Source organism: Virgibacillus halotolerans (genome assembly GCF_016908515.1).
Lineage (GTDB): Bacteria > Bacillota > Bacilli > Bacillales > Amphibacillaceae > Virgibacillus_M > Virgibacillus_M halotolerans.
The window spans coordinates 142,552-168,685 of sequence record NZ_JAFBEA010000003.1; the positions used below are offsets into that span (position 1 = coordinate 142,552).

Here is a 26,134-nt window from a genome sequence, read left to right on the forward strand (position 1 = left end):
ATGTTAATTTATTAGGATGGGGACTGTCCCCCAAATGAAATTTTAAATGTTGTTCCTTCTTTTGGTTTGCTTTTCACAAATATCGTACCTTCATGCATATCGATGATGGTCTTTACAATGGATAAACCTAGACCACTTCCGCTGGCGTTACGGATGCGTGCTTTATCCGCTTTGTAAAATCGTTCAAACAGATGAAGCTGTTCTTCTTTCGTTATGCCTATTCCTGTGTCGGTGATTTCGACAATGAGCGCATCCTGTTCATGATATAGAGACAAGTTAATGCTTCCTTCATCTGGCGTGAACTTAATCGCGTTATTCAGCAGATTCGTCCAAACTTGATCCAGTAATTCTTTATCAGCAACAATCTCTGCATCCTCTAACGAAAGATCCATTTCTATATTTTTATCGGTCCATTGAGGTTCACAAGATAGGACGATATTTCTTAGCTGTTTATCTAACCGATACCGCTTTGTTTCAAATAAATGGTGTTCTGATTCCAAGTAGGTTAATTTGAGTAAGTTATCGCTTATTTTTGATAGACGCTGGCTTTCTGTTTCAATAATCGAAAGATAATGCAGTCTTTCGTCGTGATCCAGCTTATCGTTTTTTAATGCTCGTGCAAAACCACTAATAGATGTCAACGGAGATTGAATTTCATGGGAGACATTGGAAACGAATTCCTGGCGCAACTGCTCCATTTCACCCAATTCACTGGCCATATAATTAATATTATCAATAAGGTCTGCAAACGGATCGCCAGGATTATCATGACCTGAAATTTTGCTTAGATTAACATTATAATCCCCAGTTGCAATTTGCTTCATGGCATCTGTGATGGATTGGAAAAATTCCATATGGTTTTTTCTTTGACGAGAGGAGAACCGCGAAACAAGCGCTATTCCACATCCAAAAATAAAGAAACCGAGCAAGGAATTGATAAGCTGAGTGAGCAATGGATTGAAATGGATGTGAAGATAACCGTAAATAAAGTCCGTAAAATAAAAGGCAGCAGCCCAACAAACGCTTAGTGATACAATCACAGTTAAAAAACCAAAGAACATCTTTAGACGTGTTTTATTCACGATTGCATCTCCAATCGGTACCCTAATCCACGAACCGTTTTTATTTGAAAGTCATCGTGTCTATTTGAAAACCTTCCACGAAGTCGTTTAATATGAACATCCACTGTCCGCTCATCACCTTCATAATCGTAACCCCATATCTTTTCAATTAATTGCTCGCGTGTAAATGTTTTTCCTGGATAACTTGCCAGAAGGAATAGTAATTCAAATTCCTTTAATGGTAAAATAAAATGCTCACCTTGGTGCATGACCTCATACGTTTTTTGGTTCAGGTGCAGCTCCCCGATCTGTACGGTTTGCGAAGTCGAAATCTGGTATCGCTTCAATAGTGCCTTTACACGGGCTACAAGTTCGAGTGGCTCAAATGGTTTTACGAGGTAGTCATCTGTTCCCATGTCAAAGCCCTTTAATTTTTGAGAAGTTTCTCTTTTTGCAGTAAGCATGAGCACGGGAAAGTCGTAAAATTCCCTCAGCTCCTGGCATAATTCCCATCCATCCATGTTTGGCATCATGATATCGAGAATAACCATGTCGACTTGGATGGATTCCAATGTTTTTAGAGCTTCGACGCCATCTGATGCCTCATAAACCTGGAACCCCTCATCGCGAAGAAGTAGTCCCACCAATTCCCGAATATGTGAATCATCGTCAACGATTAAGATTTTTGCCAAGTCTCTCAGTCCTTTTCTAATATGGATACCATCAGCATACAATAAAAATAAATCAAGCACGAATTTGATCATAAGTTAGGAGCAAGCAGGCAATATTCCCGCTTCAATCGGCTAACATAAAGCAGTATATAATAAAATTATGAACTCAATATGAACTTTTTGAGGAAATATCTATTTAAATAATATGACTTTTGTTCTATGTCTATATATACTCGACATATAGATATGCATTATACAAAGATTGGAGCTCATGGTGTAATGATGGATGTATTGCTTAAACATCAGTTGGAAATTTTCGTTGTAATGGAATTGCTGTCAGTGCTTTCGCTTCTATCGTTCGGTGTTGTACGTTATTTCTTTAGCAAATATAGAATGAGCGTGTTTTTTCTGTTACTTTTTATCATATTAATTGTATTTGAAGCTATAATGGCCTGGCTGATTTATCAAGAAACAGAAGAGATTTCAAATTTACTGATCATCATAACCATCTTCGTTCTTTATGCATGTACGTTTGGAATTTCTGATTTTAAAAAGTTGGATCGTTGGATGCGTAAACACATAGGGAAATGGCGCGGTATCGAACTACTTACGGTGAAGGATATCGAGATTATGTCCAAACAAAAGGACCCCAAACATATAGCAAGAAAATATCGCTGGAGTTCAACGGTTCATTTGATCATCTTCGTTGCAGTGCAAATTGCATTTTGGGTTTATGGAATGAATAGTGTTCAGGAAATGTTTGATTATGTTAAAGATTTATCATGGATTGGTACAGAAAATATTGCGGAAACACCATATGCGAATGAAACAATTTACCATATTTCGATGCTGTGGGGGCTCGTCTTTATCGTAGACTTTATTTGGTCATGGTCCTATACCGTGTTTCCATCTAAAGGGAAAGGATGAGCGGGGCGCGCTTGTCAGATCACTAGGCCATGATCAAAAGAATAGGAAGTTATAAACCATAACAGAATTAGGAAAAAATTTTGGTGTGGCTGAGGCAATTAGGAAATAGAACACTGGAAATGCGAGTAGAAGGTGTATTCTTGCATATGGAAACTGATTTAAAAAATGGGGACAGTCTCGGGGGACTGTCCCCATTATAACCTAATCTTTACTTGTCCTTTTTTATATTTTTAGTGATCGATTGCGCATCAGTTTCTTTTGCAAATTCAGTCTGTAGCTCATTAGGAAATGGGACATGCTCCTTTTTTTCGAACACTTTTTCATACATGTAAATATGAATGATGGATTCGCTAATTGCAGAGAAAAAAGCCGCTGCAAATGAAGCAAGCACCATTGGCATAGACACATCAATTAATAGAGATGCGAGCCCCCAATATAACAAAAAAAATAAACCAAAGTCTGCAACTACTGCAACCACTTTATTAATTCTCGGTAACACGAATAAATCCGCAATAAATGTAATTCCAGCAACAATTAAACTCATCCAAAATAACCGAATTAAGGACGAATTATAAAAGATACCAAAGATTGAAGCGGTAATCACTACCGATACAATAAATTTAATTCCAAAAGCTTTTGCAAGGTCCATAAATACCAAACCCTTCTTTTTGATAATTAGTATTTGGCTATAGTCATTTTTTATTCTATTGATGATTTGGGGACAGTCCCCGTGGAGTCGCTTTCCATGTCGCGCGCATGAAGGAGGTAAAAGAGATTGTTTTCTTTGATTAGAAATATCAAATAAACGTTTGATCAATCCACAAAGGTATCTACGTTTTCAATGAAGTAGGGTAAACTCAAACAAACCACTTTTTATCCATCGGGATTTGACCTATGATAGAGATATTATTATAAATTTGACAGTGTATTCTAGGGTGATCATAATGGCAGAAAAAATCCGCAAGCCATGGTTGTTAATTTTAACGATTGGGCTTGGAACATTACTTAATCCTTTAAACTCATCGATGATTTCAGTGGCATTAACAAGGTTACAGCATGAATTTGCATTAACATTTGCTGACGCTTCCTGGCTTATCTCTATATTTTACCTTGCGAGCGCTGCGGGGCAACCTGTCATGGGGAAATTAAGTGATATGTTTGGGCCGAAGAAGTTGTTTATGTCAGGGCTTATTCTTGTGGCGGCTGCTTCCGTATTGGCGCCTTTTTCGCCAAACTTTCCTTTTCTATTAGGATGTCGTGCATTGCAGGCGATTGGTAGCTCGACTTTATTTCCTAGTGGTATGAGTATGGTAAGGACACATATCACGAAAGGACAGGGGAAAGCACTAGCTGTATTATCTATCTTTGCGTCAACATCAGCTGCTTTTGGTCCTTCTATCGGTGGTTTTCTAATTGCGTCATGGGATTGGCAATCGATCTTCCTTATCAATTTCCCGTTCATTATTTTGTCCTTTGTGCTAGCTTTATTTATTTTGCCGAATACGGCACAAGGGAAATTTGAAGTGAAACGGATTGATTTTATTGGCATTGTGCTCTTTATTAGTGCAATTATAGGATTAATATTGTTCTTGTTGTCACTTGATCAGAACATTCGCTGGTGGGCATTATTGCTTTTTTTATCTGCCGCTGTTGGATTTTACTTTTCCGAGCTCAAGCACGAGGATCCCTTTATAGATGTGAAGGGATTAACCAAAAATCATAATGTTTCCTTTATCTACTTACAATTTATGAGTATTAATTTGATTTATTATTGTTATTTCTTCGGATTTCCAACCTATTTGCAACAGGTACGTCATTATGGTGAGCAGCATACCGGAGTCATTATGTTATCGTTGGCAGGCTTTGGTGTAATCGTTGCGCCACTGGCAGGTCGTATGATTGACAGGTATGGTTCGAAGCTGCCAATGGTTATCGGGGCATCTTTGCTTTTGGTTGGTACAGGTTTGTTATTAACGTACCATGACACGTCACCTTTACTCTGGCTGCTTGTTATCATGGCTGTCCTTGGTATGAGTAATGGATTTAATAATATTTCGATGCAGACAGCACTTTATGAACATGTGAAGCCCGAGGATACGGGTTCAGCCTCAGGTTTATTTCAAACAAGCCGGTATCTAGGATCTATTTTATCCTCCAGTTTACTTGGCTTGACCTTTAATCGTCATTTGGACACACAACATTTGCATCTGGTTGCGATTGTCTGCTTTGTCTTTTGTATCTTTGTCCTAGCATTGGCATTAAAGCTTCCTGGAAGGATGAAGAAGGGAAGGAATTATTAATCCTTGCTTATAAGAAAACGTGGCATGCGGCAGGCCATTAAGTGATTTGCTTTGGTTGCACTTATACGTGGAGGAGTAGGCATCTACTTTCCCTACTGCCAAAAAGATACCCCCGTACATTTTTATAAGAATGAACGGGGGTATCTTATATCCTATTTTATCGTATCCGCATAATACCATAGTTTTGAAGCAATTTCCTGCGCTTCCGCCTCGTGAGGGGTTGCTGTAAAAGTGTTGTTAAAGGAATGGGTGATTGTCTCTAAGAGAAAAGTTCTTGGTCGTGCTTCACGTAATTCATCCATTAAAAATTGGATGTATTGCTTTTCTTCAGGTTTGGTTTCTCCCTCAAGGTGTTTTTGGAACCCATCGAGCTGGAAGAGTAGCTGCTCTTTGGAATAGGTCTTCTCACTTTTTGCTTGATCGATATTGAAAAGTATTTCACCGCCAATAAATATATCATCTGTCCCTATCATACCGTTGATAATGGAATCCATTCTTCTAATAATAAAGTGGACAAGCTTTTCATGATCTACCTGTCCTTTTGAAAGAAGCATCCATATATGGGTCATATGCTGTAGCATGCCAAGCAAAAGCACCGTACAATCCGCTGCAAAAGGTGTTACTTCCTCACCGTATATATCAATTATTCTTCCGGAGAGCCATGAAAGTTCTTCTTTGAATTGTTTCGTAACAAATGCTCGTAATTCTGGATCACCAGAGTGAAAAATGGCCTCAAAGAGCGGAAGTAGATTTTGCTCCTGACTTACTTGCATATGGATGGATATTTGTTCAGCAAGAATATCCTTACTAGAAGCACTTCTTCCTATTAATAATTCCCTTCGTCTGACAGAAGTCTCAACCTTTATACGTTCCAATATTGCCAAAAGACATTCGTTTTTCGATGAAAAATAATTATAAAATGTCCCTTTTGAAATCTTTGACTCTTCTAAAATATCTTGAACAGACGTAGCGGAAAATCCTTTTTCCACAAAAAGACGCTGCGCTGTTAATAGTACCTGTCGTTTTCGATCATTCATATAATCACCTTTGTACGCTTAGTATAATTGTATTTTAGCTGATAAAGCCTTTATGATCAATCTAATAAAAAAGTTGATTTTAAACTTGCTAAAAATATACAGGACGTATAAAATATGATAAGCATTGAACCGAAAGTCTAATTTTTATACAATGAGTATGAACGGGGGAATGAAATGGAAATTAACGAAAAGGATATAAAAAAAATGCATGAAAAGCCACCCTATGGCATGATAGCGATCCTGTTTATAGGGGCTTTTGTTGCTTTATTAAATAATACATTATTAAATGTTGCTTTACCAACAATTATGAAAGAGTTTGATGTGTCAGCATCTGTTGTTCAATGGATCACGACAGGATATATGCTCGTAAACGGTATTTTGATTCCGGCCAGTGCCTTTTTTATTCAAAAGTTTACCAACCGGAGATTGTTCTTGGTTGCAATGACATTGTTTTCTCTCGGAACGCTTCTTGCAATGCTTGCGCCTACATTCAGTGTACTCGTCATAGCGAGAATGATTCAGGCAACCGGATCCGCGATGATGATGCCACTTCTTATGAACGTAATGCTTACTGCATTTCCAGTTGAACGAAGAGGAAGCGCAATGGGAATTTTTGGTCTAGCAATGATTACAGCGCCAGCAATTGGTCCAACATTATCTGGATGGGTCATTGAAAATCATGATTGGCGAGTACTTTTTGGAATCGTGCTTCCATTTGCGTTATTCGTATTGATTTATGCATTTATTAAACTTCGTAATATTACACCGAACCGTGATGTGAAATTAAATATGCCATCTCTGATCTTATCGAGTGTTGGTTTTGGCGGAATATTATACGGGTTCAGTTCTGCAGGAGATAAAGGTTGGGATGCGCCAATCGTCTATGGAACAATTATTATTGGTGCACTTTCACTAATTGCCTTCGTCTTGCGCCAGTTACGTATGAAAGATCCAATGTTGGAATTTAGAATTTATAAACATCCGATGTTTGCTTTGTCTTCCGCCATATCTGTTGTGTTGTCGATGTCTATGTTCTCTGGGATGATTCTTACGCCAATCTATGTTCAGACAATACGAGGCATATCGCCATTACATTCAGGGTTACTGATGCTTCCCGGAGCCATTGTGATGGGGCTCATGTCACCGGTAATGGGGAAATTATTTGATAAATATGGTGCGCGTATTCTCGCCATTATTGGTCTTACCATTACAATTGTTACAACATTCCTATTTAGTAGATTAGGTGTGGAATCAGGATATTATTATATCATGGCGATCTACACCATTCGTATGCTTGGAATTTCTATGGTGATGATGCCGGTAATGACGAACGGTTTAAATCAATTACCAATGTCAATGAACCCACATGGTACAGCGATGAATAGCACATTACAGCAAGTTTCCGGTGCAATTGGTTCTGCATTGCTTTTGACGGTCATGGATAAAAGGACGACAACAGCAGGAGAGGAGCTTATTGAAAAAGCAATGGCATCTGGAAATGCGCCAACCAGTGCTGAGGGAGTCGCAAATATGAAAATGGAATTAGCTAATCAAGCAATGCTTAACGGCATTAACTTTACATTTTTTGTGTCAACATTGATTGCGATTGTTGCATTGGTTTTAGCATTTTTCTTGAAACGGGTAACTCCGCCCAAGTATGAGGAAAATGTTGAGCATGACGATCAGGAGGAAATTAGCTAAGTGAAATCCCCCTATGATAAATTGTTACGGTGATGGGGATTATCCCAACTCCGTCCAACGAAAGCGACAATGTGTCATATTTTACATTGACAGGAAAAGCCATATAAGATATGCTTAACAAGTCAATTTATGACATTGTGTCATAATCGTTATGTGTAGGAGGGGAGTAGTGCCAAAACAAACTTTCTTTAATTTGCCATTAGAAAAACAGAACAACTTAATTCAAGGCGCTAAAAAGGAGTTCTCAAGCAAGCCATTAAATAAAGCTTCTATTTCTAATATAATTAAAAACGCTGGAATACCAAGAGGGAGCTTTTACCAATATTTTGATGATAAAGAAGATGCTTTTTACTTTTTATTAGAAAAACAGATGAAAGTAGATAGTGAAGCATTTATTTCAATGCTAAAGAAAAATGATGGAGACTTGTTTGACACATTCACGGAAACTTTTCAAAAAATGCTCAAAGAATTCCAGGTGCAAAAAAACCGGGACTTTTTTAAAAATGCTTTTTTGAATATGGATTATAATATGGAAAATAAAATTTCCCATAATTTTTGTGAAGGCAATTTCAGTAAACAATTCTTAGAAATCATAGCGACTATTGATAAGAAGCAGCTGAACATTTCAAACGAACAGGAAGTTATTCATGTTATTGAAATTATTCTCGCTGTCACATTGAAGAATTTGATTAGAAACTTTGCGCGGCAAAACACGTTTGAAGAAACGGTAAATAACTACATGTTCGAAATGAATTTGCTCAAAAAAGGATTAAATAAAAAAGAGTGAGCGATGTTGGGGGGAGCCCCAAAGTGCAAGTTCATATTGAGTTCATAATTATGTTATATGCTGATGTAACAGGCATGATCAAAATCTAAAAAATAGATTTAAACACATATATAAGGAGTGTGCAATTTGAAGAAAATTATCAACTTTTCCCTTAACAATAAGTTTGCCATATGGATTCTTACCATTATGGTAGTTGTTGCGGGATTATATTCAGGTCTTAATATGAAACAAGAAACAATGCCTGATATTACATTTCCGAACGTTTCTGTTATGACAACTTATCCTGGAGCTGCTCCGGATGAAATTGTAGATGAGGTAACAGAGCCAATTGAACAACGATTGCAAAATTTAGAAGGAGTAGAATTAGTTACTTCCTCTTCTTTAGCAAACGCATCTTCTGTTCAATTAGAGTTCAATTTTGATAAGGATATGGATAAGGCGACAGACGAAGTGAAAGAAGCACTATCCGATCTTTCCTTGCCAGATGGAGCAAAGGATCCGGAAGTTTCTCGATTAAGTATGAATGCACTTCCGGTGATGGCTTTAAGTATCAGTGACGGAGAGCATTCTTTAGAAGAATTGACAAAGAGCGTTGATGAAGACGTTGTGCCAGTTTTGGAAGGCATAGAAGGCGTTTCTGATGTTCAGGTTACTGGACAGCAGATGAAAAAGGTCAACATTGACTTTGACGAAGACAAATTAAAGGAATACGGGTTAACCCAAGATACAATTGAACAGGTCGTTCAAGGATCCGATATTTCATTTCCACTTGGACTAACTACTTTTGATAAAGAAGTGAAAAATCTAGTGATCGATGGGAATATTACATCGATTGATGATTTGAAGAAGCTTGAAATTCCAGTCACACCGTCGCCATCTGGTGATGCTGGTCAAGAAGGAATGCCTGAGCAAGGTGGAGAAGAACAAGGCATGCCAGGTCAAGAAGGAATGCCCGAGCAAGGTGGAAAAGAGCAAGGCATGCCAGGTCAAGGGGATGCAATGCCTGATCAAGCCGAAGTACAGCAACAAATGCCAACAGAAATGCCGACAGTTCAGCTGAAAGAACTTGCGGATATTGAAATTGTTGGTGAGGCGGAATCGGTCTCTCGAACGAATGGCGAAGATTCCATTGGGATACAAATTGTTAAAACTGCTGATGCGAATACAGTGGATGTTGTGAATGGTGTTAAAGACGAAGCGAAAAAGTTTGAAGATGAATTAGGTCTAACCGTAACGTCAACATTTGACCAAGGAGAACCGATTGAAGAATCAGTCAACACCATGTTAAGCAAAGCGCTATTTGGGATACTCTTTGCGGTCGTAATCATCTTGCTTTTCCTAAGAAGTATAAAAACGACACTTATTTCTATTATTTCAATCCCATTGTCACTATTGATGGCAATATTCCTGCTACATCAAATGGATATTACGTTGAACATTTTAACGTTAGGTGCACTCACGGTAGCCATTGGGCGGGTAATTGATGACTCGATTGTCGTGATGGAAAATATATATAGAAGAATGGCTTTACCAGAAGAGAAATTACACGGGAAAGATTTGGTGCGTGAAGCAACCAGACAGATGTTTGTTCCGATATTTTCTTCTACTATCGTAACGATTGCGGTATTCTTGCCGTTAGGACTTGTGCACGGCCAGGTTGGCGAGTTGTTCCTACCGTTTGCTTTAGCAGTGGTTTTTGCCCTTGCTGCTTCATTATTAGTGGCAGTGACGATTGTTCCGATGCTTGCACATTCGTTATATAAAAAGAAACTAAACAGCAAAACAGTTGAAGAAAAAAGTGAACATGCTGAGAAACCGAATAAATCAGCACGTTTCTATAAACGCATCCTGAATTGGACATTGGATCATAAGCTGATTACGTTTGGTGGGTCAGTGATTGTGCTTGTGCTAAGTTTATTCCTGTTACCAGTTATTGGTGTAAGCTTCTTACCAGAAGAAGAGCAAAAAATGGTTATGGCTACTTATAGTCCTGAGCCGGGAGAAACACGGGAAGAAGCAGAAGAAGTAGCAAGTGATGCAGAGAAATTCCTGAGTGATCGTGAAGGGGTTACAACTTACCAGTATTCACTTGGTGGTGGCAGCCCGATGGATGCCATGATGGGTATGGGTGGCAGCAATTCTGCATTATTCTTCATTGAGTATGATAAGGATTTTGAAAACTTTAGTGAGGAACCGAGTAAGGTTATTGAAGCACTAAACAAAGATACAGATATTGGTGAATGGAAGAGTATGGACTTCGCTAGTATGGGTAGTGGATTAGAGCTTTACCTCTATGGTAATAACGTGAAGGATATCGAAAGTGCTACCGATCAGATCTTACCTATTATGAAAGACAACAAAGATTTAGAGAAAGCCGAATCTAGCATGTCGGAAGCATATGATCAATATACACTTGTAGCAAACCAGAAGGAATTAAGTGAATATGGATTGACTGCTGCGCAAGTAGGTATGCATTTGAGTGACGGTGAAGAAGCCCCAGTACTCACAACGGTAAAACATGATGGGGAAGATATAAATGTGTATATCGAAGTGGAAGAAAAAGAATATAAGAACATTGATGATTTAACAGATATTGAAATTCAAACACCATTAGGAACCACGGTTAAAGTGGGCGATGTGATGGATGTGAAAGAAGGAAAATCACCAGATACAATTGACCGTAGAGATGGTAAAATGTATGCATCTCTTACAGCAGACATCAAAACCAATGATGCTGGAGCTGTGTCAACTGAAATTGAAGACAAGATTAGTGAATTGGATTTACCAAGTGGTGTAAAAGTTGAATTCGGCGGTGTAACCGAAGAAATCAATGACTCATTTACGCAATTAGGACTTGCGATGTTGGCAGCAATAGCCATTGTTTACTTTGTTCTAGTCATAACGTTTGGTGGCGCATTGGCCCCATTTGCAATTCTGTTTTCACTACCATTTGCAGTAATCGGTAGTTTAATAGCCCTTTGGATCGCGAATGAACCATTAAGTGTGTCTGCGATGATAGGTGCATTGATGCTCATTGGTATTGTGGTAACCAACGCAATTGTATTAATCGATCGCGTGATTCACCAAGAGAAGGAAGGACTTTCTACAAGAGAGGCACTTCTGGAAGCTGGTTCTACACGTCTTCGTCCGATCTTAATGACGGCTCTTGCTACAATTGGAGCACTTATCCCGTTAGCAATTGGCATGGAAGGCGGCGGTCTGATTTCTAAAGGACTTGGTGTTACTGTTATTGGTGGTTTAATAAGTTCAACCTTGTTGACACTTGTTATTGTACCGATTGTCTATGAAGTACTTGCTAAGTTTCGTAAAAAAGAACTGAAGTAACGAGAACGATAATCAACAGGGTAGCTTGTCTAAACAGGCTACCCTGTTTTATTTTTTGCAGGAAGGGAAAAAATCATATAGATATGATAAACAAAATGAAGGGGAGGTAGTTATGAAACGAAAGCTTCGATTCACCATACCTATTATTGCGGTTGTTCTAATTACGGCATGTGCATCTAAAAGTGATGATTCACAGGAAGAAAATCCTGGATCAAAAGGAAATACACAAGTACAGACGGAGCAAAATAATGAAAGTGTTGAGGGAAGTGAAAAAGGGAATGAGCAGGTGGCGTCAGAACAAGAAAAGGAAAAAACGATGACACAGGCCGAAGTAATAAAAGCGGTAAAACAGCAAATTGATACAGACTTATCATTGAAGCTACCGGATAAATTACCATTGGAAAAAGGGAAACATTTAACTGCTGTGACGGAAAATGATAAAAATAGTTATCGGATTGTGTTTTATGAAAGTGACGAACCAATCCCAATTAATAATGAAAAATTGAAGAGTGATGACGATGCAGTGGATGCGATTGCGACCATCCGTGCTCAGAAATATGATAGCCAGGAGGAAGCAGATGAAGAAATAGCTTTTGAGGAGTTTGCTGAAAATGGGGCTCAGGAAGTAGATCTTGGTCACGGTATAACTGGTTATCAGGACGCGGGAGCTGGTTCTGCCTATACAGGCTGGAACGAAGGGCGATGGGCACTTGCTACACACGCCCAAACGAGTGAGGGTGACAAAGGAACAGATCTTGCCAAAGATGCTGTGGCATACCTCGAGGAAAATACGTTACCTATACCGAAGCCGCATGGATATGCGCATCTTGATGTTGACGAGAAAGACAATCGGATACTTTGGGAAAAGGACACAACTGTTTATACGATTGATCAGGTGAAAGATCCAATGGATGCCTTAGAAATTGCCACAAACTTTAAATAATAGAAAGAAGATTTGGTTCGGATGACGCTTTTTATTTGAACGTTAATAAACACTGCTATGTCGATTTATTTGATGTAGCAGTGTTTTGATGTGTTTCAGTTTACTGTATGATGCGGGTCATTTTTGGTTTTTTGAGGGGCCCGAAAAGCACGTCTTAGGGCTTCATTTAATTTCATTTGTTTTCTGGTTTTCGTTATAGTTATGAGCTAACGTGAAATTAATTATATTGATATATATATTCACATATATAATTTTATTAAATAAACAAATAAATATAATTAATACATACATTGATTTAATGAATATGTTGTTATATACTGTATTTAGAGAAAGGGGTTTAAAATGTCTTATCCAGTAATTAATTCCTGCCCAATATGCAATCATTCCTTACATGTAACAAAATTGGAATGCGCGAATTGTCATACAACAATAGAGAATAATTTTACACTATCTAAATTTGCCTCTTTATCAGATGAACAAATGCATTTTGTAGAAGTGTTCCTTGTTAACAGAGGAAATATAAAAGAAGTAGAGAAAGAGCTTGGTATTTCATATCCTACCGTACGCGGTAAATTGAATGAAATTATCACCCAGCTAGGTCACGATAAGAAACCGATAGAAGAAAAGGAACAAGGTAAGTCACGAATAATCGCAATGCTTGAAAATGGCGAAATTACCACCGAGGAAGCTATCAAGTTATTAAAAAATGAATGAGAGGTGTGTGAGCGATGAAGGATGAAATAGCGAAGGTCATTGCAATGTTACAAGAGGGTAAGATTAATTCCGATGAAGCGGGCGAATTAATTAGTGCGTTAAAGGAAGAAGAGGCACCTGCATCTACTGAAAATTATTTAAACAAAATGTTCAAGGTAAGAATCTCGTCTGAAACACGGGATAATGTAAACGTCAATATACCGATAAAATTAGTAAAAACATTGTTAAAAATGGGGCATGGTATTGCTTCAAATATACCCCAGGCAAGTAAATATGCCGAAGATATTGATGTTGATTTGATTCTAAAGGCAATTGATAATGAAATTGATGGAAAAATAGTTGATGTTAAATCTTCAAATGGCGATATCGTCGCTGTTTATATCGAGTAAACTTTGAGAAAACACCTTGAATGGAGAATTCAAAAGCCAATGTTCAATGAGATGAACGTTGGCTTTTGTAGATAATCAATCACCCATGCTCATGCCTTTTAGCGTGACAGCAGTGATGAATCCCGTTACACAAATAATGGCTGTAGATATTACAATTGCGGTTCCTATACCCATGTGAAATTCCTCCTTTAGATTAATGTTACATTGCTAAGGTCAACCTTAGCGGCGCTTAAAAAGTTATATGTTAATTTATCCATCTTCGCACCATCAAAATCAACTTTCTTTACATCCGACATGCGGAATTGAACGTTTTTAAGTGTTGCATTACGAAATGATGTCTTTTTTAATGAAGACCCTGAGAAAATGGTTTGATTAAATGACTCCCCGTCAAAAACAAGCCCGGATAGATTGCAGCCCTTAAATTGCGCTTGGTCATATACTGCATTTTTAAAGGTGGCTCCCTTTAGATTCGTACTTTTAAATAAAGTTGCAGTCAAATTGACGTCTTCAAAGGTACAGTGCTCCAGGTTACTGCTTTTAAGTGTACAATTCGTTAAATCTGAATGACTGAAGTCAGATCCTTTTAAATCACTGGAATTAAATTTTCCGTCATGAACAGACACGGAACGAAAGTCAGAACCCCGAAGACGCTGCATCGAAAAGTTCATCCGTACGGCTTCCTCAAGTTCATTATGCTGAAGGTTAATCGATTCTACGAGTTCCGAAACTTCTCCGATGGAATCAATGGTAAACCTGTATGCTTCCTCATCACTATACCCTTTCTCTTTATAATCATTAAACTTTTCCTTTAGGTTCTGTGATAGTTCCTCTTCTAGCTCCTGTGCGGATTTTACATTTTGATATGGTGCAAAAATGCTGTGGACATGTGCTTTTAATTGGTCGATCATATTTCATTATCCTTTCTTATAACAGGCGTTCAAGAATTTTCTTTGCCTGTTCCCAATTTATTTTATTTTGTTTATAAGTGCTCTCCCCAACTGGTGTAATTGTATAATACTTTCTACGTCCACCCTGTGTCGCGTCACCCCAATAGGAGCGAATACTTCCTTCTTTTTCAAGCCGTTTCAAACTTGAATACATCGTTGCTTCCTTTAGTTCGTATTGTTCACCTGAGCTCGCTAGAATGAGTTTGCTAATTTCATAACCATATTTATCTCCACTAAGTAGGAGCTTTAAGATCATCGTATCGGCATGTCCGCGAAGCAGGTCAGAGGACAGTGTTTGTTGCACTATATCCTCACCTCCTTATGTACACTATAAAACAAATTACTGTGTCTGTCAAGGTAATGTGCGAGGGACAGTCCTCCATCGCTTTAGCACTTTAGCATGATGGGGGACTGTCCCCATTTTTAATTATTCTCCGCCATTCTCCCAAGTGGTCCGTTTTCTGCGATGATATCTTGCAATTCGAAAACGGAAATCGGGAACATTGGGAATCCAACATAGTGTGGGGTGATTTCGAAAAGTTGAAAATAAAGTACAAGCGACTTGTCGGCAATATAGAAATCTTGATTTGGCGAGATTTGAGAGAAGGTCCCCAAGAGTTGTATATTCCGTTCATTGATTTGTTTCTGGACAATTTTTGAAAGAACTTCCACGTAATTACTATTCGGTTTAAATAGATCTTTTAGTTTGTAGCTTTTTCCAGTTATTGTATCAAAGGTTAATGATTTCATGAGTGTTAATCCATTTGCATGTTGATAAGCAAATGCATAGTTGGATAAAGATAAACTCAGGATATTTCGTTCGTTGGTTTTGATCTCGAAGGATCCAATCATTTCTGTGAAGTTATTGGTACCTTGTTGTTGATATTGTTGTTGCATCAGAAATTGCATTAGCTGAAAAATAGTTTGATTGATGGATTGCTGCACATTTGTATTTTGTAAACCAAACACTTGCGGATAATAAATGGTGAAACCTTGTTGTTTGTGTACCATTGTTTGAATCGAAACAGGTAACGTTTGGGTGGGCATACTTATCATTCCTCTCAATGATTGTATAACATCTTATTCATATACTGGGATAATGTCCATGTGTTACGTTAAGCATGCGAAGTAATATGATAAAATGAAAATATATTATAGTAGGCGATTGCATTATCTTTGGGGGAATGTATATGAAAGTAAGGGTTATGAACTATGATGCGCAGTGGAGCAAGAACTTTAGAGCGGAAGCGAAAAAAATTCGGGACATATTAGGTGATGAATTAGTTGATATCCATCACTTTGGTAGTACTGCTGTTCCTGGAATACGAGCGAAGCCGATTATTGATATCATGCCGCTAGTGAAGGAGATTAAAAGGGTAGATTCATTTAATGATCAGATGATTGCACTAGGTTATGAACCGTTAGGAGAATATGGTATTAAAGGAAGACGTTATTTTCGAAAGGGTGAGGATAACAGAACACATCAAATGCATATGTTTCAGTTTGATAATGCTCAGGAAATCGATCGGCATTTGGCGGTAAGAGATTATCTAAGGAAACATCCTGAGGCAGCGCGAGCATATGGGGACCTAAAAGCAAAACTTGCCCTACGTCATCCAGAAGACATTGAAGCTTATATGAATGGGAAAGATGCATTTGTTAAAGAACTGGAGAAAAAGGCGCTAGATTGGTACAACAAAGATATATGATTTGAAATGGGGTGCTGAAATGAATCGGCCGCAAATCTGGACCAACTGTGACGAAGATATCCGGCAGTTTATTGAAAGACTGATTGATAGATTGGCCAGTGTACTTGGAACACAGCTGGTAGGTGTGTATCTTCACGGATCGCTTGCCATCGGAAGCTATTACCGTTCGAAAAGTGATATTGATTTGATTGTTGTTGTTGCTCATCCATTGGAATATACTGCAGCAGAGCGAGTTGGACTATTGATTGCGAATGAGGCTTTCAGTAGACCCACTACTGGTAATGTAGAATTAAGCGTTATTACTGCTAAGGCGGCCAAGCAAGCCCAAATGTTTACACCCTTTGAGGTACATTATAGTTCAGACTGGCATGAAAAAGTCATAAATCATCATATAGACTACACTATCGAACAAACCGATTCGGACTTAGTCTCGCATCTAACCTATGTTGTCCAGCGTGGAATCTGTTTACATGGGGCATCGATACAAAATGTGTTTGGGAAAGTGGAATGGCATCTTTTTATGGATTCCGTTTTGGATGATCTGGCGTGGATCCTTGAAAATGAACATATTCTAGAGGCGCCGTTCTATGGCGTATTGAACATTTGCCGTGTTCTCCAGTTGTTACACGTGAAAACGGAAACAGTTCATAGTAAGGATGAAGGCGGGGAGTGGGGGCTGAAGCACTTACCTCAGGACTATCATCCATTAATTCGCCAAGCACTTCATGTTTATCGATCGTCAGAAAAGGTAAATGAGGACAAAATAAAATCAGGTGGAGTGAAGTGGAATCAAACCGCTTTACGCACATTAAGAGATTACGCACGGTTAAAAATAGATGAACAGTAAATGAACACTTTAACACATTAGTGTAGTGGGGGACTGACCCCTATGGATTGAAAATTGTTCCCATAAATAGAATCGCGTCAGTTTCTTCTTCTGTAATGGAGATGAAAAATGGACGATTTACTTCCATATAGAATGAGTCGTCGTCAGGCTGTATAGCCGATGATTCTGTCACAATTTCTATAGATGTCACCCCGGCAGCTTCTGTTCCCGTTTCATTTACGTCAATGAATGTTTTTTGTTTTACCTTGCTAATCCATAATGGAGCATCTTCCTCAATCAGTCTCTCAAATCTTGCTTCGTCTTTATCAAATGCGGTTGTCATTCCTAGCCTTTGAAGCGGCTCATTTAATGTTGCTTCGTATTCCAACTGAAACTTTGGCAGCATGATCGTACCTTTTTTCCTCTGGAATTCAGATTTCCATTCCGCCCAGTTTTCATTCGTAAGCATTTCCTGGAAGTCTATCATATCGATATTTTTTTTAGGAAGAAATATATTCATACTCATTTCTCCATCCTCTCCGTAAGGCAACGAAACTGCTTGAAAGTTGTCATTTTCCATATAAGCTAATTCCCTTTTTTGTTTCATAAGCGGCGCATCTTTTGTTGCACCATCAGCTAGATAAAATGTCCGGTCCGCTGTTTCTTTTTCATCAAATTCATTTGTCCATTCTCCCTGAAAGTAAATCGCATTAATCAGCATTGTTACCATATCAGAATCCAAGGGAGAATCAGCTATTTTGTCAATTTTATAATTTGTCGCTTTCCTCACCCAATCATTTATTTTCTCGGCAGACTTTCTGTCATCCACATTGATCTCCTGTATTTCAGCATTAAAGTAACTTTTATTGTTTTTTGCAAAATCATCCTGAAACTGAAATCTCTTATTTAGCCAGATGGAGTTAGCTATATCTAGTTGAACCTGATCAGAATCGTTATTCATAATAGATATCAATGAAGCGTTTGCTTTATTTAGTTTACCAACATCGATCCCTTCAACTTGTAACACGTCCGCTATTTCCTCTTTCGTCTCGCCAACTGCTCCGTTATATACCATGGAAAGTGCCATCAATAGACTTGTAGGTGAAATAAATGTGTTGCCATTATCATCAGGCTCCGTGGTTGCTAATAAATCAAATCCCAATTCATTATTAGAGGATATCATCTTTTTATAATCATTTTTTTGAAAATCTCGATTACTTGTCTCACCAGCATGACTGGAATCATCTTTTTCCCCGCATCCAGTTGCAGATATAAGAAGAATTGTGATTGAAATTAAAGCAATTAATTTCTTCATATGCACCACCATCCCATAAAAGTAAGCTACCTAGATACTATTCTAACACCAAAGTTATAATTTTTGGAATATATCTTAAAAAGGATTGACCACTATGGTCGAAGCATGTTATGTTTAATTCGACCATAGTGGTCTATGTGGAGCGTAGATAGAATAAGATCAAATGGAGGTAGATGGAAATGAATAAAACGTTTAAAAACCTCGATAGAGATAAACAAAAGCGCATTATTAATGCTGCATTAAGAGAGTTCACAGTAATGGGATTTGAACAGGCATCAACCAATCGAATTGTAAAAAACGCGGAGATTGGGAAAGGGATGCTATTTTATTATTTTACAAGTAAAAAGGACCTGTACCTATATTTAATTGATTATTGTATAAAGATGATTGAAAGTAAATATTTCGCTTTAATTGATACGAGTGAACGTGATTTAATTGAACGCCTGAAAAAAATATCCAATGTCAAAATGGATTTTATGGGGGAACATCCGGATTCGATGAATTTTATGGCGACTATTCTAGTTGAGGGTGTTGATCAAATTGATGATACGCTAAAATCTCGGATTGAAAAACTGCAGGAAAAAGGATATGACATTATCTATGATAACTTAGACTATTCGTTATTCAGAAAAGACATTGATGCTGAAAAGACCTTTAAATTAATACAGTGGGCTTTTCATGGTTATGAAGAAGAAATCAAATACCGCTTGCGTGACCAAGATGTAACGACGATTGACTATGAGCCGTACTTTGATGAATTTTTTGCGTATCTGGATATTATGAAAACAGCTTTTTATACAAAAGAGGGGGATATAAAATGAGTCTGTTAAAAATTTCCGGTTTAACAAAGAAGTTTGGGAAATTTACTGCATTAGATGACGTTAACATGGAAGTAAATGAGGGGGAAGTCTTTGGCTTTATTGGACCAAACGGCGCTGGAAAGTCGACAACTATTCGTGTGTTGCTGGGTATTTTAAAAGCCACGGAAGGGGAGGTCAAAATCTTTGGTAAAGACGCATGGAAGGATGCAGTTGAGATTCATAAGCGGATTGCATATGTGCCGGGAGATGTGAATCTTTGGCCGAACCTGAGCGGCGGGGAAGTGATTGATCTATTTATGAAGTTGCGCGGTGGTAATCATAAAGATAGGCGCGATGAGCTGATTCAAAAGTTTGATTTGGATCCAACAAAGAAATGCAGAACCTATTCTAAAGGAAATCGACAAAAGGTTGCGTTAGTTGCTGCATTTTCGTTGGAGGCAGATTTGTATATTTTGGATGAACCAACATCAGGTCTTGATCCATTAATGGAAAAAGTTTTCCAAGAATGTGTACTGGATGCCAAAAAGAAAGGAAAGAGCGTCTTGCTTTCCAGCCATATTTTGTCTGAGGTGGAGAAATTATGCGATAGGGTAGGTATTATTCGCCAGGGGGAAATCATAGAAACCGGTTCGTTAGATGAACTGCGCCACCTGACAAGAACGAGTCTGCTTGTGGAAACAAAACAGCCAATTGCCAATTTGAAACAATTACAAGGTGTTCATGATATAGGGGAAAAGGAGCAGGCGCTGTCGTTCCAGGTGGATACCGAAGAACTGGATAATGTCATGAATCATATTACGTCATTTGGTATCGTGAAATTGGAAAGTGCACCACCAACATTAGAGGATTTGTTTATGCGTCATTATGAAGGACCGGGAAAGGCTGGAGGTGCATCCTAATGGCTAAAAGCATGTACAAAAATACAGGGCGGCTTTCCCGTTTTAATTTGCGAAGAGATCGAATTCGAATTCCTGTCTGGCTATTGTCTTTAGCTGTCCTTACCTTTGTAGTCGCCTTAGCGTTTACAGACCTATATGAAACAGCAGAAGACAGACAGGGAATTGCAGAAACGATGAAAAATCCTGCCATGGAGGCAATGGTTGGTAAGGGTTATGGTTTAGACAACTATACGTATGGTGCAATCATGGCTAATCAAATGTTGCTGTTTACTGCGATTGCAGTTGCGATCATGAGTATATTATTTGTTGTCAGGCATACACGGGAAGATGAAGAGGGTGGGCGTATTGAATTAATTCGCTCCTTGCCGACTGGACGCTTAGCGAATTTAAATGCAACGGTTATTGTTGTATGTGGTGTGAATGTGTTATTCGCTTTAATCGTTGGTTTGGGATTATATGCACTGGGCATTGAAAGTATGGATCTGGAAGGTTCCCTATTGTATGGTGCTGCATTGGGCGTCACAGGTGTGTTTTTTGCAATGGTAGCCGCTGTGTTTGCGCAAGCCTTAGAAAATTCCCGTGGCGCGGTTGGGCTGTCTTTTGCAGTACTTGGTGTTTCCTATCTTATTCGGGCAGCTGGTGATGTCGGTGATGGAGTCCTTTCCTGGTTTTCACCACTGGGGTGGGTGCTTGGTACGGAGGTTTACGTGAATAATTATTGGTGGCCGATTGTACTTACGATTGCAGCTGCCACTGTTTTGACTGTGCTCGCATTCTATTTAAATGCGATTCGCGATCTGGGATCCGGTTTTATACCAGCTAAACCTGGTCGGAAACATGCGTCAGCATTATTGCGGGGTCCGATTGGTCTTTCCTTTAGAATCCAGCGTACAGGATTAATCGCTTGGGCAATTGGAATATATGTTATAGGGGCTTCTTATGGTTCTATATTTGGCGACTTAGAGTCGTTTTTAGAAGAGGTGGAAATGATGCAGGAACTGATCAATCCTGTTGAATCTGCTTCATTAACAGATCAATTTATACCAATGTTGATGTCCATTATGGCAATGATTAGTACGGTTCCTGTGCTGATGTCCGTGCTCAAGTTGGTCGGGGAAGAAAGGAAAGAGCGAACGGAACATTTACTGAGTCGCGCAGTATCTCGTACAAGATTGCTGGCTGGTTCATTTGTGATAGCAATTGTAACCAGCTTTGCTATGCTGTCGCTTGCCGGTACTGGTCTCTGGTCTGCAGGGACAGTAGTGGTGGAAGACGAACTTGGCTTTGGAAAAATTTATGGCGCGGCAATGGTCTATTTACCAGCGATGTGGGTGATGATTGGTGTTGCAGTGTTGCTAATTGGTTTTGCTCCGAGGTTTACTGGTTTGGTTTGGGCGTATTTGTGCTATTCGTTTATCGTTGTTTATTTAGGCAACTTGCTTAAATTTCCGAGCTGGATGGCTAATTTATCCCCATATGGCCATATTCCACAGCTACCTGTAGATAATATGGATTATATGAAGGTTTCCGTATTAACGATCATTGCGGTTGTTCTAACGATTGCTGGGTTTATCGGGTACAGGAAGCGGGATATGTATTGATTGACCTCAGCTTTTTCAGTTATTAATGGAGTCGCTTCTAAAAATTGTGCCAAGCGTTATCTTAAGGATAATTCTTGGCACGTTTTTTATGTCAACTTTCAGGTATTTCGGCCGTGTGAAATATGAAAGATAAGATTGAATGCTTTTGCAAAAAAGACTTTGACAAAATAATAGACATAGTTTATAGTTGATTACACAACTAACCAACCAATCGACCAGTAAATGGTTGATAAGGAGACCAACTATGAAAGCCAACTTAAATGATCAAACGCCAATTTTTATTCAAATAGCCGATATGATAAAAGATGCACTTGTGGAAGGTGTAATCAAAGAAGGTGAAAAGATTCCCTCTACTACGGAATTATCAAATTTCTATCACATTAACAGGGCGACTGCCCAAAAGGGAGTCGGAATTTTAATGGATGAAGGAATTGTGGAAAAAAGGCGTGGTATTGGTATCTTTGTTGTTCAGTATGCGCGTGACAAATTAATTCAGGAAAGAATGCAAGACTTTTCTGATTCGTATATTCAATCATTAGTTAAAGAAGCAAAACGATTAGATATTTCTAAAGATGACGTAATAAAAAAGGTGAGTGAGTACTATGACAATTATTGATGTTCGAAACGTTGATTTTAAGTATAAAGATGAATTGGTTTTAAAAAACATAACTTTCCATGAGGATGCCCCCGTTATAACTGGACTATGGGGTAGGAATGGAGCAGGTAAGACGACATTAATGAAACTGTTATCCGGCCAAGAACGTGAGGTATCAGGAAACTTATCTGTATTGGGTGCACATCCGTTTAATAATAGTGTAATTACCAAAAACATTAGCTATTTAAGGGAGGATCATTATTTCGGGAAAAGTTGGACTGTGAAAGATGCATTGCATTTTGCTTCCCTTTTCAACGAAAATTGGAAACAGGAAGAAGCGGATGCACTGATTGAACAATTCAAGTTACCCAGAAAAAAGAAAATTACTTCCTTCTCTAAAGGGATGCACACGATGGTTCAGCTTGTCATTGGTTTAGCGAGTCATTCGAAAGTGACAATCTTTGATGAGCCAACAAACGGTTTAGATGCGCATGCCCGTAAACAGTTCTTTCAGGCTTTAAAAGATTCTTACGAGAAGGATCCACGTTATATCTTAATTTCTTCACACCATATTAATGAAATTGAACCACTTTGTGAAAAGTTAATGATCATCTCTGATCACATAGTTCAATTCCATGAACCAATTGAATACTTTCAAACACAAGGTGTTAGTATGATGGGGAAAATAGAAGATATTGAAAGCATAGTGGATCCTGAGAATATTTTAGAAACAACGCATATGATGGGCCAATCCAAAGTGATGGTTAATGTAGCCTTAACAAAGGAATTGCAGGCAGCATGCGAGCAGAATAACATTCAATTAGAAAAAGCATCAATGCAAGATTTTCTTGTTAACATAACTTCTTAGGAGTGATAGACATGAACCATTTAAAAGGCCCAATTAAAATCATATTTAAAGATTTAAAACTGCAGTTATATATATTTACTGCTATTACACTAGTGTTAGTAATCATCTATAATGGCGTTGGCTTATACGTAGGTCCAGATAACTTTTATCCCTTTATTTCTGGACCAATCTATGGCATCTTGCTATTCACCCCGTTTTTTATGTTCGGTGATGCTCTTAAATCAACAATTGGTCTTGGGGGTACGCGTATCAATTATTTAACCAGTCTTATTATCAACTACCTAGTATATATAATTTCACTGGTGATTGTTCATAATGTACTGTTCCAATTATCCGAGTTAATAACAGACCATACGAAGAGTACAATGCATATTTACCACATTGCCAGTTTTTTTGGGGTATCAAATGCAATATCCTATTTCTGGGTGGATATGCTTATTGGTATCTTTTTCGTTGGAACAGGCACCATTATTGCGGCTGTTTTATATCGCTTTGGTTATGTATGGACCTTAGGAATAACTTTAGGCTTAGGAGTTTTAGGATTTCTTTGGTTTACGCTAGGAGACATGGGAAAAATATTGAAGTGGATATTAGAAAATAAGTATTTATTACTTCACTTGTTAGGCGTATTGGGTGTTGTATGTATGATGCTTACGTATCCGCTCATGAAACAGGTGAAATTAAAACTCTAATGGAAGCTTATTTTTACTGTGCGGATAAGTGCAACTAGCTTTTACCGGATTAAATGTAGAACGAAAAAAGTATAAGAAATCCAGACAGAACAATATGTTCAAATTGTTCTGTCTGGGCTCTGAATATTAATTATCTTTAAATGATGTCACATCAACCCAGGAGGTTTCCAGCATATCCTGGGAAAATCGCATCAGAAAATCTAATTCGCTTTGCTTATATTTGCTGAGAAATTGAATAACATTTTTTTCGATTTCCTGATGCAGCTCACGATGAAGATGAAAAAGTTCCTTTCCCAAGTCAGTTGTATGAAATATTCTTTCCTTTTTGTTGTTTGGAAGGGGAGATGACTGGATTAGTTGTTTATCGATTAATCGCCGAGTAGCTTTAGATACCGTTCCTTTAGGGATGTTCATTTTATTAGAGATGGTAATCCCATTTACCGGTTCTAATTGGCCGATCGCTTCAAGAACATGCAGCATTCTAACCGTTATTTCTTGTAAAATTGCTTTTAACGCTGGATTGCTGCAATGTTGTATCATCCACTGTATTTCTTCATCATCGCCATCTGTATCCCATTTCTGTATCAATTTCGCACTTAAACCCAATAGCTCTTTGATTACTGGTTGTTTATCGTTATTAGTCTCTTTGCTGTGTGGACGAATCATGGGAAAATCCCCTTTCATTGCTTGTTTAAATTAGTATATCATAACTTAGAATGCATTATTGTTTCCGAGAAACAAATTGACAAAGAGGATCCTTTATTGTATTATTGTTTCCAGGAAACAATAATGAGGAGGGACGTTTATGACAAGTAACAAAAAGAGGAAAGTAGCGCGTATGTATGAATATGGTGCACCGAATGTCATCCAGCTGGAGGATCAGCCTATCCCAACGCCACGGCGGGGAGAAGTACTTGTGCGTATGGAACTGGCATCGGTGAACTTTTTGGATATTCAGAAGCGGCGGGGCGATCTTGTTAATCAGAAGTTTTATCAAACAGCATCATTGCAGGAAAAAGAACTGCCTACAGATTTAGGCAGTCAGGGTGTTGGTGTTATCGAGGATATAGGCCCAGCGGTCACTGGGGCTACGATTGGTCAACGCGTTGTTTGTGCTGGTGGCAGTACGTACGCTTCATACATCACTTTTCCAGCACAGCGTTTAATTCCTATTCCCGATTCAATTCGTATGGAAGACGCAGCAGCAGGTTTCTTGCAAGGTTTTCTAGTTTGGGCATTTACAAATAAGGCGTATCTTGTTCAACCCAATGATTGGTGCCTGGTTCAGGCTGCTGCTGGTGGGCTTGGCTTATTGATTTGTCAGATGATCAAGCTTCGTGGCGGAAAAGTGATTGGTGTCACATCAACAGAAGAGAAGGCAAAGTGCGTAAGGGAAAATGGGGGAGCAGATGAAGTGATTATTTCCTCACAAACGGACATTGCAGAAGCGGTCAAGCGCATAACAGAAGAAAAAGGTGTAAATGTTGTTTACGATGGAGTAGGAAAGGATACGTTTGAAGCAAATCTCGATACGCTTACTCCTGGGGGATATTTCATTATGTTTGGGCAAGCAAGTGGCTATGTGCCCCCATTTGATTTGATGAAACTGCAAGAGAAAGGGTCTATTTTTCTAACACGAACCAATGGTCTGCCTTATATGAAGCATTGGCCAGAATATCAACATGATTTTGTTAAATGGATGGAAAACAAGGAACTTAAGCTGAAGATTGATCATATTTATCCGTTATCAGAGGTTGCTGAAGCTCATGAAGCAGTGGAACAAAGGAAGACGAGTGGAAGGGTTTTGTTGCGGGTGTGAGTCATAGAGGGAAAAACCAAAAATAATTAATAAGGAAAAAAGAGGCATGGTGTTCTTAGGGGAAAAATGCTATACTTAACTTTGCGATGAGCTGATTTGCGTAAGACGAAGGACAACGTATTACATGCGGATGTGAACCCCATGGTCTTTCGCCGCAAATTTCGTAA

Annotated in this window: 26 protein-coding genes; 17 read left to right on the forward strand and 9 right to left on the reverse strand. The window is 38.5% G+C overall.

Features of this window, described 5'->3' with window-relative positions:
• Positions 1–11 precede the first annotated feature (11 nt).
• Positions 12–1,082 carry a HAMP domain-containing sensor histidine kinase gene (locus JOC34_RS09405; RefSeq protein ID WP_338062660.1) on the reverse strand — a complete coding sequence of 357 codons (1,071 nt, stop codon included), beginning with the start codon at positions 1,080–1,082 and terminating at the stop codon, positions 12–14.
• Positions 1,079–1,753, reverse strand: coding sequence for a response regulator transcription factor (locus JOC34_RS09410; protein ID WP_205136505.1), 675 nt, complete (start codon positions 1,751–1,753; stop codon positions 1,079–1,081). The genes JOC34_RS09405 and JOC34_RS09410 overlap by 4 nt, the downstream gene beginning before the upstream one ends.
• 258 nt (positions 1,754–2,011) lie before the next feature.
• Here JOC34_RS09410 and JOC34_RS09415 point away from each other — a divergent pair, with 258 nt between their 5' ends.
• Positions 2,012–2,659 (forward strand): hypothetical protein, encoded by a 648-nt coding sequence (locus tag JOC34_RS09415; RefSeq protein WP_239544235.1) that lies wholly within the window; start codon positions 2,012–2,014, stop codon positions 2,657–2,659.
• A gap of 208 nt (positions 2,660–2,867) precedes the next feature.
• On the opposite strand, the gene JOC34_RS09420 is transcribed toward JOC34_RS09415, so the two are convergent.
• Positions 2,868–3,308: a DUF2512 family protein gene (locus JOC34_RS09420; protein ID WP_205136506.1), complete on the reverse strand. Its 441-nt coding sequence runs from the start codon at positions 3,306–3,308 to the stop codon at positions 2,868–2,870.
• A gap of 295 nt (positions 3,309–3,603) precedes the next feature.
• On the opposite strand from JOC34_RS09420, the gene JOC34_RS09425 reads away from it, so the two are divergent.
• A complete protein-coding gene (locus JOC34_RS09425; RefSeq protein WP_205136507.1) occupies positions 3,604–4,959 on the forward strand; it encodes an MFS transporter in 1,356 nt (451 codons plus the stop codon).
• Positions 4,960–5,111: 152 nt separating this feature from the next.
• On the opposite strand, the gene JOC34_RS09430 is transcribed toward JOC34_RS09425, so the two are convergent.
• Complete coding sequence (locus JOC34_RS09430; protein WP_205136508.1) at positions 5,112–5,996, reverse strand: TetR/AcrR family transcriptional regulator; 885 nt, start codon at positions 5,994–5,996, stop codon at positions 5,112–5,114.
• Positions 5,997–6,170: 174 nt separating this feature from the next.
• Between JOC34_RS09430 and JOC34_RS09435 the strand changes: the two genes are divergently transcribed.
• The 6 genes from JOC34_RS09435 to JOC34_RS09460 all read left to right on the forward strand — a co-directional run bounded on the left by JOC34_RS09435 (position 6,171) and on the right by JOC34_RS09460 (position 13,875).
• Positions 6,171–7,697 (forward strand): DHA2 family efflux MFS transporter permease subunit, encoded by a 1,527-nt coding sequence (locus JOC34_RS09435; protein WP_205136509.1) that lies wholly within the window; start codon positions 6,171–6,173, stop codon positions 7,695–7,697.
• A gap of 169 nt (positions 7,698–7,866) precedes the next feature.
• On the forward strand, positions 7,867–8,484 hold the full coding sequence (locus tag JOC34_RS09440; RefSeq protein WP_205136510.1) for a TetR family transcriptional regulator: 618 nt from the start codon (positions 7,867–7,869) through the stop codon (positions 8,482–8,484).
• A 126-nt stretch (positions 8,485–8,610) separates the two neighbouring features.
• Positions 8,611–11,829, forward strand: a complete 3,219-nt coding sequence (locus JOC34_RS09445) for an efflux RND transporter permease subunit (RefSeq protein WP_205136511.1) — start codon at positions 8,611–8,613, stop codon at positions 11,827–11,829.
• A 112-nt stretch (positions 11,830–11,941) separates the two neighbouring features.
• Positions 11,942–12,772, forward strand: a complete 831-nt coding sequence (locus JOC34_RS09450; protein WP_205136512.1) for a hypothetical protein — start codon at positions 11,942–11,944, stop codon at positions 12,770–12,772.
• Between the two features lie 342 nt (positions 12,773–13,114).
• Complete coding sequence (locus tag JOC34_RS09455) at positions 13,115–13,486, forward strand: DUF2089 domain-containing protein (protein ID WP_205136513.1); 372 nt, start codon at positions 13,115–13,117, stop codon at positions 13,484–13,486.
• A 14-nt stretch (positions 13,487–13,500) separates the two neighbouring features.
• Positions 13,501–13,875, forward strand: a complete 375-nt coding sequence (locus JOC34_RS09460) for an SHOCT-like domain-containing protein (RefSeq protein WP_205136514.1) — start codon at positions 13,501–13,503, stop codon at positions 13,873–13,875.
• A 188-nt stretch (positions 13,876–14,063) separates the two neighbouring features.
• Here the strand turns inward: JOC34_RS09460 and JOC34_RS09465 are convergent, their stop codons facing one another.
• The 3 genes from JOC34_RS09465 to JOC34_RS09475 all read right to left on the reverse strand — a co-directional run bounded on the left by JOC34_RS09465 (position 14,064) and on the right by JOC34_RS09475 (position 15,869).
• Positions 14,064–14,783 carry a pentapeptide repeat-containing protein gene (locus tag JOC34_RS09465; protein ID WP_205136515.1) on the reverse strand — a complete coding sequence of 240 codons (720 nt, stop codon included), beginning with the start codon at positions 14,781–14,783 and terminating at the stop codon, positions 14,064–14,066.
• A 16-nt stretch (positions 14,784–14,799) separates the two neighbouring features.
• A complete protein-coding gene (locus JOC34_RS09470; RefSeq protein WP_239544285.1) occupies positions 14,800–15,078 on the reverse strand; it encodes a PadR family transcriptional regulator in 279 nt (92 codons plus the stop codon).
• A gap of 167 nt (positions 15,079–15,245) precedes the next feature.
• Complete coding sequence (locus tag JOC34_RS09475) at positions 15,246–15,869, reverse strand: DUF3298 and DUF4163 domain-containing protein (RefSeq protein WP_205136516.1); 624 nt, start codon at positions 15,867–15,869, stop codon at positions 15,246–15,248.
• Between the two features lie 143 nt (positions 15,870–16,012).
• On the opposite strand from JOC34_RS09475, the gene JOC34_RS09480 reads away from it, so the two are divergent.
• A complete protein-coding gene (locus JOC34_RS09480) occupies positions 16,013–16,531 on the forward strand; it encodes a GrpB family protein (RefSeq protein ID WP_205136517.1) in 519 nt (172 codons plus the stop codon).
• Positions 16,532–16,550: 19 nt separating this feature from the next.
• Entirely contained in the window at positions 16,551–17,378 is an 828-nt protein-coding gene (locus JOC34_RS09485) for an aminoglycoside adenylyltransferase domain-containing protein (RefSeq protein WP_205136518.1), read from the forward strand.
• A 40-nt stretch (positions 17,379–17,418) separates the two neighbouring features.
• Here the strand turns inward: JOC34_RS09485 and JOC34_RS09490 are convergent, their stop codons facing one another.
• On the reverse strand, positions 17,419–18,672 hold the full coding sequence (locus JOC34_RS09490) for a serpin family protein (RefSeq protein WP_205136519.1): 1,254 nt from the start codon (positions 18,670–18,672) through the stop codon (positions 17,419–17,421).
• A 179-nt stretch (positions 18,673–18,851) separates the two neighbouring features.
• On the opposite strand from JOC34_RS09490, the gene JOC34_RS09495 reads away from it, so the two are divergent.
• The 6 genes from JOC34_RS09495 to JOC34_RS09520 all read left to right on the forward strand — a co-directional run bounded on the left by JOC34_RS09495 (position 18,852) and on the right by JOC34_RS09520 (position 24,148).
• Entirely contained in the window at positions 18,852–19,493 is a 642-nt protein-coding gene (locus JOC34_RS09495; RefSeq protein ID WP_205136520.1) for a TetR/AcrR family transcriptional regulator, read from the forward strand.
• Positions 19,490–20,392, forward strand: coding sequence for an ABC transporter ATP-binding protein (locus JOC34_RS09500; RefSeq protein ID WP_205136521.1), 903 nt, complete (start codon positions 19,490–19,492; stop codon positions 20,390–20,392). The genes JOC34_RS09495 and JOC34_RS09500 overlap by 4 nt, the downstream gene beginning before the upstream one ends.
• Positions 20,392–21,993 carry an ABC transporter permease gene (locus JOC34_RS09505; protein ID WP_205136522.1) on the forward strand — a complete coding sequence of 534 codons (1,602 nt, stop codon included), beginning with the start codon at positions 20,392–20,394 and terminating at the stop codon, positions 21,991–21,993. Before JOC34_RS09500 ends, JOC34_RS09505 begins: the two co-directional genes overlap by 1 nt.
• Positions 21,994–22,237: 244 nt before the next feature.
• Positions 22,238–22,609, forward strand: coding sequence for a GntR family transcriptional regulator (locus tag JOC34_RS09510; protein ID WP_205136523.1), 372 nt, complete (start codon positions 22,238–22,240; stop codon positions 22,607–22,609).
• Positions 22,596–23,456 carry an ATP-binding cassette domain-containing protein gene (locus tag JOC34_RS09515; RefSeq protein WP_205136524.1) on the forward strand — a complete coding sequence of 287 codons (861 nt, stop codon included), beginning with the start codon at positions 22,596–22,598 and terminating at the stop codon, positions 23,454–23,456. The genes JOC34_RS09510 and JOC34_RS09515 overlap by 14 nt, the downstream gene beginning before the upstream one ends.
• 11 nt (positions 23,457–23,467) lie before the next feature.
• The gene (locus JOC34_RS09520; protein WP_205136525.1) at positions 23,468–24,148 is read left to right on the forward strand and encodes a hypothetical protein; all 681 of its coding nucleotides are present in this window, start codon (positions 23,468–23,470) and stop codon (positions 24,146–24,148) included.
• Positions 24,149–24,274: 126 nt separating this feature from the next.
• Here the strand turns inward: JOC34_RS09520 and JOC34_RS09525 are convergent, their stop codons facing one another.
• Complete coding sequence (locus JOC34_RS09525; protein ID WP_205136526.1) at positions 24,275–24,814, reverse strand: MarR family transcriptional regulator; 540 nt, start codon at positions 24,812–24,814, stop codon at positions 24,275–24,277.
• A 139-nt stretch (positions 24,815–24,953) separates the two neighbouring features.
• Here JOC34_RS09525 and JOC34_RS09530 point away from each other — a divergent pair, with 139 nt between their 5' ends.
• Positions 24,954–25,967 (forward strand): quinone oxidoreductase family protein, encoded by a 1,014-nt coding sequence (locus JOC34_RS09530; protein WP_205136527.1) that lies wholly within the window; start codon positions 24,954–24,956, stop codon positions 25,965–25,967.
• Positions 25,968–26,134: the final 167 nt, after the last annotated feature.

What these genes read in the sequence shown, in the direction of transcription:
- JOC34_RS09475 (WP_205136516.1), bottom strand. Translation starts at nt 15,869, where the DNA reads ATGCCCACCCAAACGTTACCTGTTTCGATTCAAACAATGGTACACAAA.
- JOC34_RS09455 (WP_205136513.1), top strand. Translation starts at nt 13,115, where the DNA reads ATGTCTTATCCAGTAATTAATTCCTGCCCAATATGCAATCATTCCTTA.
- JOC34_RS09425 (WP_205136507.1), top strand. Translation starts at nt 3,604, where the DNA reads ATGGCAGAAAAAATCCGCAAGCCATGGTTGTTAATTTTAACGATTGGG.
- JOC34_RS09500 (WP_205136521.1), top strand. Translation starts at nt 19,490, where the DNA reads ATGAGTCTGTTAAAAATTTCCGGTTTAACAAAGAAGTTTGGGAAATTT.
- JOC34_RS09485 (WP_205136518.1), top strand. Translation starts at nt 16,551, where the DNA reads ATGAATCGGCCGCAAATCTGGACCAACTGTGACGAAGATATCCGGCAG.
- JOC34_RS09480 (WP_205136517.1), top strand. Translation starts at nt 16,013, where the DNA reads ATGAAAGTAAGGGTTATGAACTATGATGCGCAGTGGAGCAAGAACTTT.
- JOC34_RS09505 (WP_205136522.1), top strand. Translation starts at nt 20,392, where the DNA reads ATGGCTAAAAGCATGTACAAAAATACAGGGCGGCTTTCCCGTTTTAAT.
- JOC34_RS09510 (WP_205136523.1), top strand. Translation starts at nt 22,238, where the DNA reads ATGAAAGCCAACTTAAATGATCAAACGCCAATTTTTATTCAAATAGCC.
- JOC34_RS09520 (WP_205136525.1), top strand. Translation starts at nt 23,468, where the DNA reads ATGAACCATTTAAAAGGCCCAATTAAAATCATATTTAAAGATTTAAAA.
- JOC34_RS09465 (WP_205136515.1), bottom strand. Translation starts at nt 14,783, where the DNA reads ATGATCGACCAATTAAAAGCACATGTCCACAGCATTTTTGCACCATAT.
- JOC34_RS09490 (WP_205136519.1), bottom strand. Translation starts at nt 18,672, where the DNA reads ATGAAGAAATTAATTGCTTTAATTTCAATCACAATTCTTCTTATATCT.
- JOC34_RS09415 (WP_239544235.1), top strand. Translation starts at nt 2,012, where the DNA reads ATGATGGATGTATTGCTTAAACATCAGTTGGAAATTTTCGTTGTAATG.
- JOC34_RS09460 (WP_205136514.1), top strand. Translation starts at nt 13,501, where the DNA reads ATGAAGGATGAAATAGCGAAGGTCATTGCAATGTTACAAGAGGGTAAG.
- JOC34_RS09420 (WP_205136506.1), bottom strand. Translation starts at nt 3,308, where the DNA reads ATGGACCTTGCAAAAGCTTTTGGAATTAAATTTATTGTATCGGTAGTG.
- JOC34_RS09530 (WP_205136527.1), top strand. Translation starts at nt 24,954, where the DNA reads ATGACAAGTAACAAAAAGAGGAAAGTAGCGCGTATGTATGAATATGGT.
- JOC34_RS09470 (WP_239544285.1), bottom strand. Translation starts at nt 15,078, where the DNA reads ATGATCTTAAAGCTCCTACTTAGTGGAGATAAATATGGTTATGAAATT.
- JOC34_RS09525 (WP_205136526.1), bottom strand. Translation starts at nt 24,814, where the DNA reads ATGATTCGTCCACACAGCAAAGAGACTAATAACGATAAACAACCAGTA.
- JOC34_RS09430 (WP_205136508.1), bottom strand. Translation starts at nt 5,996, where the DNA reads ATGAATGATCGAAAACGACAGGTACTATTAACAGCGCAGCGTCTTTTT.
- JOC34_RS09515 (WP_205136524.1), top strand. Translation starts at nt 22,596, where the DNA reads ATGACAATTATTGATGTTCGAAACGTTGATTTTAAGTATAAAGATGAA.
- JOC34_RS09450 (WP_205136512.1), top strand. Translation starts at nt 11,942, where the DNA reads ATGAAACGAAAGCTTCGATTCACCATACCTATTATTGCGGTTGTTCTA.
- JOC34_RS09435 (WP_205136509.1), top strand. Translation starts at nt 6,171, where the DNA reads ATGGAAATTAACGAAAAGGATATAAAAAAAATGCATGAAAAGCCACCC.
- JOC34_RS09495 (WP_205136520.1), top strand. Translation starts at nt 18,852, where the DNA reads ATGAATAAAACGTTTAAAAACCTCGATAGAGATAAACAAAAGCGCATT.